Source organism: Brachybacterium sp. YJGR34 (assembly GCF_003347015.1).
Classification (GTDB): Bacteria; Actinomycetota; Actinomycetes; order Actinomycetales; family Dermabacteraceae; genus Brachybacterium.
In genome coordinates this window covers 1-13,577 of sequence record NZ_PNFB01000001.1, presented here as the reverse complement: position 1 = coordinate 13,577, position 13,577 = coordinate 1, and the positions used below count along the sequence as shown (strand labels likewise).

Annotated in this window: 11 protein-coding genes; 3 read left to right on the top strand and 8 right to left on the bottom strand. The window is 72.4% G+C overall.

What is annotated here, in order from left to right; genetic code table 11:
* Positions 1 to 4: 4 nt before the first annotated feature.
* Genes CXH06_RS00055 through CXH06_RS00045 form a run of 3 tightly spaced genes read left to right on the top strand, consistent with a single transcriptional unit; the run spans position 5 to position 3,072 of the window.
* Entirely contained in the window at positions 5 to 973 is a 969-nt protein-coding gene (locus CXH06_RS00055; RefSeq protein WP_114853113.1) for a TIM barrel protein, read from the top strand.
* A gap of 13 nt (positions 974 to 986) precedes the next feature.
* A complete protein-coding gene (locus CXH06_RS00050) occupies positions 987 to 1,856 on the top strand; it encodes a sugar phosphate isomerase/epimerase (protein WP_114853112.1) in 870 nt (289 codons plus the stop codon).
* 52 nt (positions 1,857 to 1,908) lie between these two features.
* Positions 1,909 to 3,072 (top strand): Gfo/Idh/MocA family protein, encoded by a 1,164-nt coding sequence (locus CXH06_RS00045; RefSeq protein ID WP_114853111.1) that lies wholly within the window; start codon positions 1,909 to 1,911, stop codon positions 3,070 to 3,072.
* An 11-nt stretch (positions 3,073 to 3,083) separates the two neighbouring features.
* Here CXH06_RS00045 and CXH06_RS00040 read toward each other — a convergent pair whose 3' ends face one another.
* From CXH06_RS00040 to CXH06_RS00005, 8 genes are all read right to left on the bottom strand, one after another.
* Complete coding sequence (locus CXH06_RS00040) at positions 3,084 to 3,689, bottom strand: GNAT family N-acetyltransferase (protein WP_114853110.1); 606 nt, start codon at positions 3,687 to 3,689, stop codon at positions 3,084 to 3,086.
* A 124-nt stretch (positions 3,690 to 3,813) separates the two neighbouring features.
* Positions 3,814 to 5,463, bottom strand: coding sequence for an ABC transporter ATP-binding protein (locus CXH06_RS00035; protein WP_114853109.1), 1,650 nt, complete (start codon positions 5,461 to 5,463; stop codon positions 3,814 to 3,816).
* The gene (locus CXH06_RS00030) at positions 5,463 to 7,136 is read right to left on the bottom strand and encodes an ABC transporter substrate-binding protein (protein ID WP_114853108.1); all 1,674 of its coding nucleotides are present in this window, start codon (positions 7,134 to 7,136) and stop codon (positions 5,463 to 5,465) included. The genes CXH06_RS00035 and CXH06_RS00030 overlap by 1 nt, the downstream gene beginning before the upstream one ends.
* Positions 7,133 to 8,173 (bottom strand): ABC transporter permease, encoded by a 1,041-nt coding sequence (locus CXH06_RS00025; protein ID WP_114853107.1) that lies wholly within the window; start codon positions 8,171 to 8,173, stop codon positions 7,133 to 7,135. Before CXH06_RS00025 ends, CXH06_RS00030 begins: the two co-directional genes overlap by 4 nt.
* Positions 8,173 to 9,108 carry an ABC transporter permease gene (locus CXH06_RS00020; protein WP_114853106.1) on the bottom strand — a complete coding sequence of 312 codons (936 nt, stop codon included), beginning with the start codon at positions 9,106 to 9,108 and terminating at the stop codon, positions 8,173 to 8,175. Before CXH06_RS00020 ends, CXH06_RS00025 begins: the two co-directional genes overlap by 1 nt.
* Positions 9,109 to 9,251: 143 nt before the next feature.
* A complete protein-coding gene (locus CXH06_RS00015; protein WP_114853105.1) occupies positions 9,252 to 10,226 on the bottom strand; it encodes an NAD(P)-dependent oxidoreductase in 975 nt (324 codons plus the stop codon).
* 429 nt (positions 10,227 to 10,655) lie between these two features.
* The gene (locus tag CXH06_RS00010) at positions 10,656 to 12,011 is read right to left on the bottom strand and encodes a four-carbon acid sugar kinase family protein (protein WP_114853104.1); all 1,356 of its coding nucleotides are present in this window, start codon (positions 12,009 to 12,011) and stop codon (positions 10,656 to 10,658) included.
* Positions 12,012 to 12,099: 88 nt separating this feature from the next.
* Positions 12,100 to 13,500 carry a GntP family permease gene (locus CXH06_RS00005; protein ID WP_114853103.1) on the bottom strand — a complete coding sequence of 467 codons (1,401 nt, stop codon included), beginning with the start codon at positions 13,498 to 13,500 and terminating at the stop codon, positions 12,100 to 12,102.
* Positions 13,501 to 13,577 lie beyond the last annotated feature (77 nt).

Here is a 13,577-nt window from a genome sequence, read left to right as displayed (position 1 = left end):
CCCCGTGACCGCTGACCCCGCGACCCCCACCGGCGTCCAGGACCGCGCGGCGAAGGCCCGCAACCCCGAGCCGCCGTTCGACAAGCTCACCATCGGGGTCTGCCCGGACCAGTGGGGCGTGTGGTTCCCCGAGGACGAGCAGCAGATCCCCTGGCGCACCGCCCTCGGCGAGATGGCGCAGGCCGGCTTCTCCGTGATGGAGACCGGGCCCTGGGGGTACTTCCCCCAGGACGCGAAGCAGCTGCAGTCCGTGATGGACGAGCACGGCTTCCAGGTGGTCGCCGGCACCGGCTGGGGGATCCTGCACAAGGAGGAGGCGTGGGCGGAGACGGAGCGGACCTTCCGGGCGATCGCCGAGACCCACGCGGCCGTGGGCGCGGAGTACATGGTGCACCTGCCGCCGCTCTACCGCGACGACAAGACCTGGGAGTTCACCGATCAGCGCGAGCTCACCGGCGAGTCCTGGCGGCTGTACGTGGAGAACGCGAACCGGCTCGGGAAGCTGCTCAAGGAGGACTACGGCCTGACGATGGTGCTGCACCCCCACGGGGACAGCCACATCGAGACCCCGGAGGAGATCGCCCGGATCTTCGAGGCGACCGATCCGGAGCTGGTGAGCTTCTGCCTGGACACCGGGCACGTCGTCTACGGGGGCGGGGACCCGCTCCTGATGATCGACGAGTATCCGGAGCGGATCGGCTACGTCCACATCAAGGCCTTCGACCCGGATCTCACCCGCGAGGCGCACGAGAAGGACTGGCCCTTCGGCGAGGCGGTCGCCAAGGGCGCCTCGGTGCGCCCGCCCGCCGGGCTGCCGGACATGAAGGACCTGACCCGGAAGCTCGCCGCGCTCGACAAGGAGCTGTACGTGATCTGCGAGCAGGACCTGTACCCCTGCGACCCCGCCCTGCCGCTGCCCAATGCGATCGCCACCCGCGAGTTCCTCGCCGAGTGCGGCCTCGGACTGCGGTGAGGAGGAGCGCGCGATGGTGAAGATCCTGCTCGATCCCAGCATGTACCACCCGCAGCTCTCGGTCGCCGAAGAGCTGCACAAGGCCCGGGAGCTGGGCTACGACTACCTGGAGCTGTCGCCGCGCGCGGACGTCCACGAGTGGCATCACCACCCCAAGGTGGACCGGCACATGATCGCCGAGATCCGCCGAGCGATGAAGGACACCGGGGTGCGGATCTGGTCGCTCAACCCCGTCTTCGACTGGGCCTGCCCGGACGAGCAGGAGCGCCAGGCGCAGGTGCGCAACTGGCGGCGCCTGCTCGAGATCGCCGACGCCCTCGAGGTGCCGCTGATCGCCACCGAGTTCTCCGGGGACCCGCAGCGGCCCCGGCAGAGCGAGCACCAGTTCTACCGCTCCATCGAGGAGCTCATCCCCACCTTCGAGACGTACGGCCTGGAGTGCACGATCGAGGCGCACCCCTATGACTTCGTCGAGGAGAACGACCGGGCCGTCCAGATCATCCGCGGCGTGGACCGCGACTGGCTGAACTACGAGTTCTGCTTCCCTCACGCCTTCCACCTGGGGCAGGGCGCGCGGGACGTGCGGGAGATGATGGACTACGCCGGGGATCGGCTGCGGCACCTGCACATCGCCGACGTCTTCGACCACACCGCGAACGTCGGCAACCGCTACATCGTGAATCCGCCCGGGGTGGACGCCCGCGTCCACCAGCACAACGAGATCGGCCACGGCGAGATCGACTGGGACGCGGCCTTTACCTGGCTGCGCGAGCGCGAGTACGACGGGACGATGAGCGTGTGCGTGTTCGGCTGGGAGGAGCAGGCGGACGCGATCAACGTGCGCATGCGCGAACGGCTCGAGCAGGAGTTCGGCGGCGCCTGAGGCCCCGCACCGCGCACCGCACGGTGCGCCCCTATCGCGAAGGAGCACGAGCATGCAGGAGATCGGCGTCGGCGTGGTGGGCCTGGGCTGGATGGGACGGCTGCACGCCACCTCCTATCAGCGGGTCCCCTCCCGCTTCCCGGAGCTGGGGCTCCGTCCCCGCCTGATCGCGGCGGCGGATCCGGTCCCTGCGAACCGGCAGGCGGCCCGCGAGCAGTTCGGCATCGAGGAGGCGGTGGAGGACATCGAGAAGCTCCTCGCCGATCCTCGGGTCGACGTGGTCTCGATCTGCTCCCCCAACGCGCTGCACCGGGACCTGGCCCTCACCGCCGCGCACGCCGGGAAGCCCTTCTGGATCGAGAAGCCGATGGGGGTCTCCGCCGCGCAGTCCCGCGAGATCCGGGACGCCGCGGCCTCGGCCGGGGTCGCCACCGCTGTGGGCTTCAACTACCGCCACGCCCCGGCGGTCGCGCATCTGCGCTCGCTCGTGGCCGAGGGGCGGCTGGGGCGGATCACGAACGTGCGCTGCTGGCTCGTGGCCGACTACGCCTCCTCCCCCGACGGACCGCTGACCTGGCGATACAGCCGGGAGCAGGCCGGCAACGGCGTGATCGGGGACCTGCTCTCCCACGGCGCCGACCTCGTCGCCCACGTCACCGGGCAGCGCGTCGCAGAGGTCGTGGCGAGCACCGACGTGTTCCTCCCCGAGCGCCCCCTGCCGCTGTCCGCGGGTGTGGGACACAGCGGGATCAAGGTCGGCGAGGAGCGTGGGCCGGTGGAGAACGAGGACTGGGCCGCGGCCCTCGCCCACCTCGACGGCGGAGCGCACGCGACCCTCGAGGCCTCCCGCGTGGCCCGCGGCCATCGCAGCGACTACGCCCTGGAGATCTTCGGGACCGAGGGCTCCGCGCGCTGGTCCTTCACGCGGATGAACGAGTTCGAGGTGCAGCTCGGGGAGGGCGGCCTCGAGCACGGCTACACCACGGTGCTGGCCGGCCCCGGCCACGGCGACTTCGCCCGCTTCCAGCCCGGTCCGGGCATCCCCATGAGCTTCGACGACCTCAAGACCATCGAGGCCGCGGCCTTCCTCTCCGACGTCGCGCACGGCACGCACCGGGCGCCGAGCGCCACCGACGGCCTGCAGGCGGCCGAGGTGGGCGAGGCGATCGTCCGCTCCGCCGCCGGCAGGGCCTGGGAAGCCGTGGCGCCGGCGTAGGTCCGGCCCGGTCAGCCCTCCGGCGGGGTCCTGACCATGATGGTGGCCTCGGGGGCCGCCTCGGTGCCGGCGGGACCGGCGACCCGGAAGCCGTAGCGCGCGTAGAGCCGGCGGCTGCCACGGGTGGTCGAGTCCAGGTCCACGATCGCGCGCTGCTCGTCGATCAGCGCGAGGCGGTGGCGGATCAGCGCCCCGCCCACGCCCCGGCCGCGCCCGGCGGCGCTGACCCCGATGTCGTCGAGGCTCCAGTGCGGGCCCGGAGTCCGGTACGGGGCGGTCCGTCGCAGGTAGGTGCGCAGGTGGACGACGCCGCGCGGGCGCAGCGCGAGCGGCATGCGCCACCCCTCGCGGAGGTTCCGCAGGCGTGCGGCGGGCGGAGCGGGGTGACGGCTCCAGACGGCGGCGCCCAGGACGGTGCGGTCCTCGTCGAGCGCGAGGTCCACGACGCCGCCGGGCCCCAGGGCCGTGCGGACCACACCGAGGAAGAACCGGTCCAGCCGGCGCCGACGATCCGCGCCCTCCAGCAGGTACCCGTAGACGGGATCGTCGACGAAGGCCTCGGTCAGGACGTCGGCGGCGCCACGTGCGGTCGCCTCGGTGGCCGGCTCGATGTGCATGGGGTCCCCTTCCCGGGTGGATCGTCGCACGCGCCCGGCGCGGCGGACCGCCCGCGACGTCCGGCCGCCGCGGTCCCTGCCGTCGCCGTCGTCGTCGCCCCCGAGTCTACGGGCGGAGGGCCGCTCAGGCCGCCGCGCCGCCGTCTCCGCCACGCAGCCGCCGCTCCGGATCGGGCACGCTCTCGAGCAGGGCGCGGGTGTACTCGTGCTGCGGGCTCCCCAGCACCTCGCGCGCGGCCCCCTGCTCGACGGCCCGGCCCTGGCGGAGCACCGTCACCTGATCGACCAGCGAGCCGACCACGGCGAGGTCGTGGCTGATGAACACACAGGCGAAGCGGGTCTGCTCGATCGCCTCGCGGAGCACCTCGATCACCCGCGCCTGGATGGTGACGTCCAGGGCGCTGGTGGGCTCATCGGCGATCAGCAGAGCCGGCTCGTGGACGAGGGCGCGGGCGATGGACACCCGCTGACGCTGCCCGCCGGAGAGCTCGTGCGGCAACCGGCTCACGAAGGACGCCGGCAGGCGCACCAGCTCCAGGGCGTCCCGCGTCCGCCGCGCGATCTCGGTGCGGGAGAGGCCACCGGCCAGCTGCAGCGGCTCACCGATGCTCCACCCGACGCTCCGGCGCGGGTTCAGCGAGGACGCCGGATCCTGGAACACCAGCCCCACCCGCTCGAAGACGGCACGGCGCTCCGCGGCCCGGAGACCGCGCGGATCCACGCCCTCGAGCTCGAAGGTCCGTGCGTGCGCCGGGACCAATCCGGCCAGCGCCTTGCCCCAGGTCGACTTCCCGGAGCCGGACTCCCCCACCAGGCCGTGGATCTCCCCGCGACGGATCTCCATGCCGACGTCGTCCAGCGCCCGGTGGGAGCCCCCGCGGCGGTAGTACTCGACGGACAGTCCCTCGACCCGCACCACGGGCGGCGCGGAGTCGGACTCCGTGCCGCCGGGGTCCTCCGCACGGGGACCATCGGTCCGCTCGAGGCTCTCGGACAGGCGCGGAACCGCCGACAGCAGAGCCTGCGTGTACGGCGCCTCCGGGGCGGCGAGCACCTGCTTGGCCGTCCCGGACTCGACCACCTCGCCGTCCCGGAGCACCACCACGTCATCGGCGATCTCCCCCACCACGCCCATGTCGTGCGTGATGAGCAGGACGCCGAGCTCCCGCTCCTCGACGATGCGGGTGAGCAGGTCGAGGATGCCGCGCTGCACGGTGACGTCGAGAGCGGTGGTGGGCTCGTCGGCGATGAGCAGCGAAGGATCACCGCTGAGGGCGAGCGCGATGACGACCCGCTGCAGCTCCCCGCCGGAGAGCTCGTGCGGGAAGGACGCCGCGGTCCGGGCCGAGTCCGGCAGACCCACGGAGGTCAGCAGCTCGCGGGTGCGCACCTCGACCGGTGCCCGGCCCCGGAGTCCCTCGCGCACGCCGAGGACGTCCCGGAACACCCTGGACACCTTCATCACCGGGGACAGGGACTGCGCCGGCTCCTGGAAGATCATGCCGATCCTCCCGGAGCGCAGGCGGCGCATCTCCTGCGCCGAGCGCCCCACCAGCTCCGCACCGTCCAGCGTGGCGCTGCCGTAAACCTGCGCGCCGCGGGGCTGGAGCCCGATCGTGGACAGAGCGGTCATGCTCTTCCCCGACCCGGACTCGCCCACCAGGGCGGTGACCCGGCCCGCGCGCACGCTGAGGTCCAGACCGGACACGATGGTCCGGTCGGCGATCGTCACGCGCAGGTCGCGGAGGGCGAGGAGCTCGTCGTCGGTGCTCATCAGCCGAGCGTCACCGTGAGGTAGTTCGGGTAGGCGGGGAACTCGCCGATCACGAAGCTCGTCACCCCGGAGCCGTGCAGGAAGGAGTTCTTCGAGTAGATCAGGGGCACCACCGGCGAGTCCGCGAGGATCTGCTGGTCCACCGCCGCCCACTTCGCGTGGGCCTCGTCCGGGTCGATCGTCGAGGAGGCCTCGAGGATCGCGGCGTCGACCTCCGGGTTCGCGTACCGGGCCAGGTTGTAGTTGCCGTTCCCGATCTGGCTCGAGTCGAACAGCGGGGTGAGGTTCGCGTTCGGGGAGGGCACATCGGGCTGCCAGGAGCTGAGCACCAGGTCGTACCCGGTGCCGTCCCCGGCGGTGACCACGGAGGAGTAGGCGTTCTCGTCCAGGGGCTGGATCTGCACCGTGATCCCGGCGCGGGCGAGGCCCTGCTGGATCGCCTCGGCGGCACCGGTCTGGTCGTCGGTGACGACCAGGCGCAGGGTGAGGTCGGTGGCGCCGGCGGCCTCCAGCAGCGCCGTCGCCTCGTCGGCGTCCCCGGTGGGGTCGTCGGCGAACAGGGAGTACTCCTCGCGACCGGCGATGCCCGGGGTGATCAGGGTGGTGGCGAAGTCGCCGGAGATCTCGCCGCCCTTGGTGGTGCGGTAGGCCTCCTTGTCCACGGCGTACTGGATGGCCGTGCGGACGTCCACGTCCTGCAGCGCCTCGGACTCCGTGTTCATCGCGAGGTACTCGAGCGCACCCGGTCCGGAGGTGACCAGGCGCTCGCCCACGCCGGGGTCGTTCTGCGCCTGGACCAGCTGCGCCGTCGGCACGAAGCTCGCGAGGAAGGCGTCCTGGACGTCGGAGCGGTCGGCGATGAGCGACTGCGCGACGACGCTCGCGTCCTGGGCGAGGGAGAACTCGATGCTGTCCGGTCCGCCCAGGCGGGCCTGGTCCGTGGCGGGGTCCCAGTTCTCGTTGCGGACCAGCACCGCCCGGCTGCCCGGGGAGTAGGACTCGAGACGGTAGGGGCCGCTGGTGACGGGCTGGGTCGCGTAGGTCTCCGGCTCGCCGGACTCCTCGGGGACCGGGGCGAAGGCGGGCGTCGAGGCGACCCAGCCGAAGTCGCCGTAGGGGCGGTTGAGGTGGAGGACGAGGGTGAGGTCGTCGACCGCCTCGATCGCGTCGAGGTGCTCGCCGGAGAACGGCCCGGAGTAGTCCTCGCCGCCCTCGAGCAGCACCTTGTGATAGGTCAGGCCGCCGGTGAGCTCGTCCGCGAAGGAGCGCTCGAGGCCGTACTTGACGGTGGCGGCGGTGATCGGGGTGCCGTCCTCGAACAGCAGCCCCTCCTGGAGGGTGAAGGTCCAGGTCAGTCCGTCATCGGAGGCGGTACCGGTGTCGGTGGCGAGGTCCGGGATCAGCTCGGTGGGACCGTCGGCCGAGGTCTTCCAGGCAGTGAGCCGGCGTGCGGTCAGACCCAGCGTCGTGATGGCGAGGTTCTGGCTGGTCGCCGGATCGAAGCTCATCTCCTCGCCGGTCGTGTAGATGGTCAGGGTGCCGCCGCTCTCACCGCCGGCGTCGGAGGCCCCGCCGCCGGAGCCGTCGCTCGAGCAGGCGGCGAGGACACCCGTGCCGAGCGCGAGCGGGGTGGCGGCCAGGAGGCCGCGTCGCGTGAGGGAGGTCGAGGTCATGAGGTGGTCTCCTGGGTGGTCGAGTCGGATCGGGTGGTGGTGGCGGGCGGACGTCCGCCGACGGCGAGGCGCCGGTCGAGCAGCGGGCGGGCGAGGTCGGCGCCGAGGTTCGCGAGCACGATGATCAGCGAGCCGACGAGGGTGGTGCCCACGATGACCGGCAGATCCGCGGTGGTGGTGGCGTCCAGCAGCAGCGCTCCCAGTCCCGGCAGGCCGAAGATCCGCTCGGTGATCACGGTGCCGCCCAGCAGTGCTCCGATGTCCAGGGCGATGAGGGTGGTCAGCGGCAGCGCAAGGTTCCGCAGCGCGTACCGGTCGATGCGGCGCTCGGAGAGTCCGGAGGCCCGGGCGGTGCGCACGTAGTCCAGTCCCAGCTGCTCGATCATCGAGGAGCGCACGAGCCGCGCATACACGGCACCGTTGAGGAAGGCGAGCGTCGCCCAGGGCAGCACGAGGTGCCGCGCCCAGTCCACCGGGCTCTCGGTGAAGGGCACGTAGCCGCCGCTGGGCAGCAGGCCCAGGCCCAGGGCGAAGATCACCACGGCCAGCAGGCCCACCACGAAGGAGGGGGCGGAGGCCGCGATGACCGACACCCCGGTGACGATGCGGTCCAGGATCCCGCCCTGACGGCGGGCGGCGAGAGCCCCCGCGGCGATGCCGAGCACCGCCTGCAGGGCGACCGCGCCGATCGCGATCGAGAACGAGATCGGGAAGCGGTCCCCGAGCAGCGCGGTGACCGGCTGGTGGAGCTGGAAGGAGTAGCCCAGGCACGGGGCCGCGCACTCCACGACGACGTCCGACGAGCCGAAGGTGCGCCCGGTGACGATTGCGGCGAGGAAGGTCCCCAGCTGGACGAACCAGGGCTGGTCGAAGCCCATGAAGCCGCGAGCGGCCTCGAGGTCCTCCGGGGAGCAGGGCTTGCCGCACATCCGCAGCGCGGGGTCGATCGGGGCGACGTAGAAGATCGCGAAGGTGAGGATCAGGACCGTGAGCAGCACGGCGAGGCTGCGGCCCACGCGGGTCAGGGCGGAGGTCATCAGCGCGCTCCTCGCGGGTCGAGGGCGTCGCGCAGGGTGTCGCCGAGGATGTTGAAGGAGAAGGTCACCAGGAACAGGGCCGCGGCGGGGAACAGCAGGAAGGCCGGATCCACCAGCAGCCAGCTGATGGCGTCACCGATCGAGCGGCCCCAGGACGGGGTGGGCGGCAGCACCCCCACGCCGAGGAAGGACAGCGTCGCCTCCGCGCTGATCCGGCCCGGCAGCGAGATGCAGGAGTAGACGATCACCGTCGAGGCGACGTTGGGCAGCACCTGGTGGCGGAAGACGTGGGGGAAGCGGGCCCCCATCACCCGGGAGGCGACCACATAGGGCTGGCGCACGATGACGCGGGTCTCCGCGGCCACCACCCGAGCGATGCCGGGCCAGCCGAACATGCCGATCACCGCCGTGAGCAGGAGCGCCCGCGGCATCTCGAGAGGGAACAGCGCGCTGAGCGCGATCGCGAAGATGAGGAAGGGGAAGCCGAGGGTGACGTCCGTGGCGAAGTCGACCAGCTTCTCCACGGCGCCCCCGACCGCCCCGGCGATGATGCCGAGCAGCACGCCGATGATCGTGGCCAGCACGGTGGAGGCGATGCCCACCAGCAGCGAGACCCGCGCCCCGTACACCACGAGGGAGAAGAGGTCACGGCCCGTGCCCGGCTCGACGCCGAACCAGTGCTCGCCGCTGACGCCGCCGAGGACGCCGAGGGGGGCGGTGTCCGGGCCGAGGGTGTCCGCGTGATAGGTGAACGGATCGTTCCCCGAGAGCGCGCTCAGCTGTGGAGCGAAGACGGCAGCGAGCAGGCTGACCGCCACGATGAGGGCAGCGGTCGCCGGCACGGGGCGCAGGAAGGCGCGCCATACGGGCACGCGGGAGGGTCGTTCATCCCGTGACACCGACGCCTCCGCCGGGCGGGCATCGCTGGTCGTCATTCTCTGTACTTTCACATGGGCAAAGCTGAGCGTATGAAAGTATGTCACGCCCCCGCCCCCGATGCGCTCCCCGCATGTCACAGTCCGACATCGGCTCCACGGCAGTCATGGGAGGTCAGGACGATGCATCGCCCTCCCGCACGTCACTGATCGCGCAGCACCCGGTACACGATCGAGTCGTCCTTCCGGGTCAGGCCCTGCTCCTCGCCCCGGGCGTAGATCTCCTGGGCGGAGGTAGCCAGGGGGACCTCCTGCCCCACCTCCTGCGCGGCCTCGGCCACCAGGCCCATGTCCTTGACGAAGATGCCCAGCGCGGAGCGGACGTCGTCATGGGCGCCGGCGACCATGCGGGCACCGCGGTCCTCGAACATGAAGGAGGTCGCCGCGCCGGCGGTGAGGACCTCGTGGACCTGCTGCACGTCCAGACCCATGGAGTCGGCGAGCGCGAGGGCCTCTCCGGCGGCGGCGATGTGCACGCCGCACAGCAGCTGGTTGACGATCTTGAGGCGCTGACCGTCCCCTGCCCGCTCGCCCACCACGGGGGCGTGGGAGGCGAGGGCGTCCAGCAGCGGGCGCACCGCGGAGACGTCCGCCGCGGCACCGCCCACCATGATCAGCAGCTCGCCGGTGCCCGCGCGGGCCACCCCGCCGGAGACAGGGGCGTCGACCACACGGGCGGTGACACCCTCGAGGGCGGCGAGCGTGCGCTCCAGGGCGGCCGGGCCCACGGTCGACATGACCAGCAGGATCGTCTCTGGCGTGAGCACCGGGGCGATGCCGCCCCGACCGTCCTGGCCGAAGAGCACGGACTCCAGCTGCGCGGGCGTGGCGACCATGACCACCACCACCTCGGCACCGGTCGCGGCCTCGACGGCATCGGGCACGGGAGTCGCGTCGGCCGCGACGGCGTCCCGGGCGGCAGGGTCCAGGTCGAAGGCGCGCACGGCGAATCCGGCCCGGCCCGCCGTACGGACCATGGGGGCTCCCATCGCGCCCAGGCCGATCCAGCCGATGGTGAGCGGCGCGCCGGTGGAGTCGGTGCTGCCGGTGGTGCCGGCCGGGTCCACGGGGGCGGGAGTGCTCGTGGGGCCGGCGGGGACGGTCGAATCAGTGCTCATCGTGTTCTCTCTCGGAGGTCGGGTGGCGGGTGTTCAGCAATGTGCGGATACGCAAATGCGCGAACGCCGCGAAGGGACGGCGGGACCGCTGTGCGCGGGATGCTGGGACGGCAGAGGCGAAGCAGCGGGAGCGGGACGGCGGGACCGCTGTGCGCGGGAAGCTGGGACGGCAGAGGCGAAGCAGCAGGAGCGGGACGACGGCGGCGGGGCCGCGGGAGGAAGACGGCGGAGGCGATCATCCGGGGCGTCACCGATCTCCTGCGCCATCACGCGGCACCGCCCGACGGTCGGCCGGGATTCGGTGGGGAGAAGTTCCAGTCCACTGGCGCTTTTCCCCACCAAAGCCCGCGGGCCGACGGCGCATCCGGCCGGCGGGCCCGCGGGCCGGCGCCGGTCGCCCACCTGTGGTCGCCCTCCTGCGGGCACCGTTCAGCGGGAGGCGACGGCGGCGGCGAGGCGGCCGGTGACCTCGGCCAGAGCCTGCTCGCCGCCCACGTTCCCGGGGAAGACGACGTAGGGCATGCCCATGACCTCCTCCGGCGCCTCCTGGGCGGAGAACAGGGAGACCTGACCGGGCCAGAACTGTCCCTCGACGCGGGCGCGGCGGATCCCGAGCCCGTTCGCGGCGACCTCGTGGGAGGTGATGCCGCCCTTGGCCACCACCCAGGCGGGGCGGGCGGTGCGCACGCGCTGGACCACCTCGACCACCGCGTCGGAGACGCTGCGTGCGATGGCCAGCGACTCGGCTGGGTCCTCGGTCCGCACCAGGTCGCGGCTGGTGTAGACGACGCAGTCGTCCTCGCGGAGGGCCTCGCGGACGCGGTCGGCGACCTCGCGGAGGTGCGCGGCCCGGCGCTCGTCCAGCAGCGAGGGCACGTCGATCTCGACCTCCACGAGGGTTCCGCGCTCCTGCACGGCCCGCAGCTGGCGGGTGGTCAGACCCACGTGCGAGCCCACCACCACGAGCCCGTGGGGCAGGCGCCCCTCCGGGATGGACACGGCAGCGGCATCGACCACCTCGGCGCCGCGCTGCCCGGCCAGGGGGCGCACGAAGGAGGGGCCGCAGCGGGTGATGAGCGTGCGGCCCTCGGCCTCGCGGCGCGCCACCGCCTCGGCGACGACCTCCATGTCGGAGTACTCGGTGGCGTTGACGACCACCCAGCGGCGATCACGGGCCGTGGAGAGGATCTGATGGACCCGCTCGACGCCGCCGGCGCGGATGTCCTCGAGCCCGATGCTCAGGACGTCGGCCGCGGCGATCGCCCCGTCGCTGCGCTCGGCGAGGAACGCGCGCAGGTCGGAATGGGTGTAGCCGAAGGTGGCGTCGCGCGCGAAGTCGGTGTCCTCGACGCGGCGGGCCTCGCCGTCGACCACGGCGTAGTGGACGTCCTCCCGGGTGTACCGACCCGCCTCGAGCATGGCGGGGGCCAGGAGGATCGCGTCGACGTCGATCCCGTGGGCGGCCAGCTCGTCGGCGATCGCGGTGGGCTCGGCGACGACATGGCCGCGCAGGGTGGAGTCGGAGCGGGAGACGACGTGCAGCCCGTCCCGCACCGCGGGATCGGCGAGCACACCGGCGAGGACGCGGCGGTTCAGGGCCACGGCCTCGGCCTCGTCGAGGGCGCGGGTGTTGGTGAGCACGAAGCAGGTCGAGCCCGGCTCCGCGAGGACGCCGCGGGGGATCGCGGGGTCCAGGTCGAGGGCGACGTCGACGTGGGCGACGCACTGCGAGCCGGTCGGGTCGTCGTCGAGGACGAGCAGGCGGCGGGCGGGGTGGTGAGCCATGGATCCAGTATCTCCCGTCATCGTTCCTCGAGGATCGACGGGACGGGCCGGTGCGCCGCGGCGCTCCGACCCGTCCCCGCGCGCCCGCTCAGGCGGCGATGGTGAACACCACCGCCGACAGCGCGAAGGCCAGCAGCGAGATCGTGGTGCCGACGACGGACCAGGTCTTGAACGTGGTCACGGTGTCGAAGCCGCAGAACCGGCCGATCAGCCAGAAGCCGGAGTCGTTGACGTGCGACCAGCCGATGGAGGCGGCGCCGATCGCGATCACGATCGCGGCGACGGCCACGGAGCCGAAGTCGCCGGCGAGGACCGCCGGGGCCATGATCGAGGCGCCGGTGGTGGCGGCCACGGTCGCCGAGCCCTGCGCGATGCGCATGGCCATCGTGACGACGTACGCGGCGACGATGAGCGGCAGGCCCAGGGCGTCCAGTCCCTCGGCCACCTCGCCGCCGATGCCGGTCTCGGTGAGCACGCGACCGAAGGCGCCGCCCGCACCGGTGATCAGGATGATCGAGCAGACGGGCGCGAGGGCGTCGTCCACGAGGTCCTCGAGCAGGCCGCCGATCTTCTCGCCGCGCCGGCGCCGGGGGAGCACGTAGAGCAGCAGCATCGCGGTCAGCGCGGAGATCGCGAGCGCGACCGGCGTGGCACCGATCAGGCGCGAGAGCTGGAAGAAGACGTTCTCGTCGGTGACCGTGCCGGTCTGCTCCAGAGTGGACAGCCCGGTGTTGAAGAAGATCAGCACCAGCGGCAGCAGCAGCACCAGCAGGATCGCGCCGAAGGAGGGGCGCTCCTCGGCGGGGACTTCGCGCGGGGTGCCCAGCAGGGCAGGGACGGGGGTGTCCGGGAAGCGCTTGGCGATCGCGCGCGCCACCAGGTAGCCGCCGAAGTACCAGGTGGGCAGGCCGATGAGCAGACCCACCATGACCACCAGGCCGATGTCCGCGCCCATCACGGTCGCCGCGGCCGTCGGTCCGGGGTGCGGGGGCAGGAGCGCGTGCATCATCATGAACGACGCGATCGAGGGCAGCACGTAGAGCATGAAGGAGCCGCCGAGACGGCGCGCCACCGTGTAGATGACCGGCAGCATGACGATGAAGCCGGCGTCGAGGAAGATCGGGAAGCCGTAGAACAGCGAGGCCACGGCGAGCGCGAGCGGGGCCCGCGATTCGCCGAAGGTGTCGAGCATCTTGTCGGCGAGCACCTGCGCGCCGCCGGTGACCTCGATCAATCGGCCCAGGACGGCGCCGAATCCGACGAGCAGCGCGACGGTGCCGACGGTCGAGCTGAAGCCGTCTATCACCACGTCGATGACGTCGGCGACCCCGATCCCCGCGGCGAGGCCGGTGGCCACCGCGATGATCAGCAGCGAGAAGAAGGCGTGCAGACGCACTTTGATGATGAGAACGAGCAGGAGGGCGATCGCCACCACGGCGATCGTGAGGAGCAGCCATACCGGCCGGTCCGCCAGGACGAGTTCTTCCACGAGGTCCTCCAGAGGACGGGGCGGGCCGCGGACCGTCGGCCGGCCCCGACGCCGCAGCGCTCGGGACCCGGGCTGCT

Coding starts and splice junctions, on each gene's coding strand:
- CXH06_RS00025 (WP_114853107.1), bottom strand. CDS start 8,173: ATGACCTCCGCCCTGACCCGCGTGGGCCGCAGCCTCGCCGTGCTGCTC.
- CXH06_RS00030 (WP_114853108.1), bottom strand. CDS start 7,136: ATGACCTCGACCTCCCTCACGCGACGCGGCCTCCTGGCCGCCACCCCG.
- CXH06_RS00010 (WP_114853104.1), bottom strand. CDS start 12,011: ATGGCTCACCACCCCGCCCGCCGCCTGCTCGTCCTCGACGACGACCCG.
- CXH06_RS00035 (WP_114853109.1), bottom strand. CDS start 5,463: ATGAGCACCGACGACGAGCTCCTCGCCCTCCGCGACCTGCGCGTGACG.
- CXH06_RS00050 (WP_114853112.1), top strand. CDS start 987: ATGGTGAAGATCCTGCTCGATCCCAGCATGTACCACCCGCAGCTCTCG.
- CXH06_RS00045 (WP_114853111.1), top strand. CDS start 1,909: ATGCAGGAGATCGGCGTCGGCGTGGTGGGCCTGGGCTGGATGGGACGG.
- CXH06_RS00015 (WP_114853105.1), bottom strand. CDS start 10,226: ATGAGCACTGATTCGACCGTCCCCGCCGGCCCCACGAGCACTCCCGCC.
- CXH06_RS00020 (WP_114853106.1), bottom strand. CDS start 9,108: ATGACGACCAGCGATGCCCGCCCGGCGGAGGCGTCGGTGTCACGGGAT.
- CXH06_RS00040 (WP_114853110.1), bottom strand. CDS start 3,689: ATGCACATCGAGCCGGCCACCGAGGCGACCGCACGTGGCGCCGCCGAC.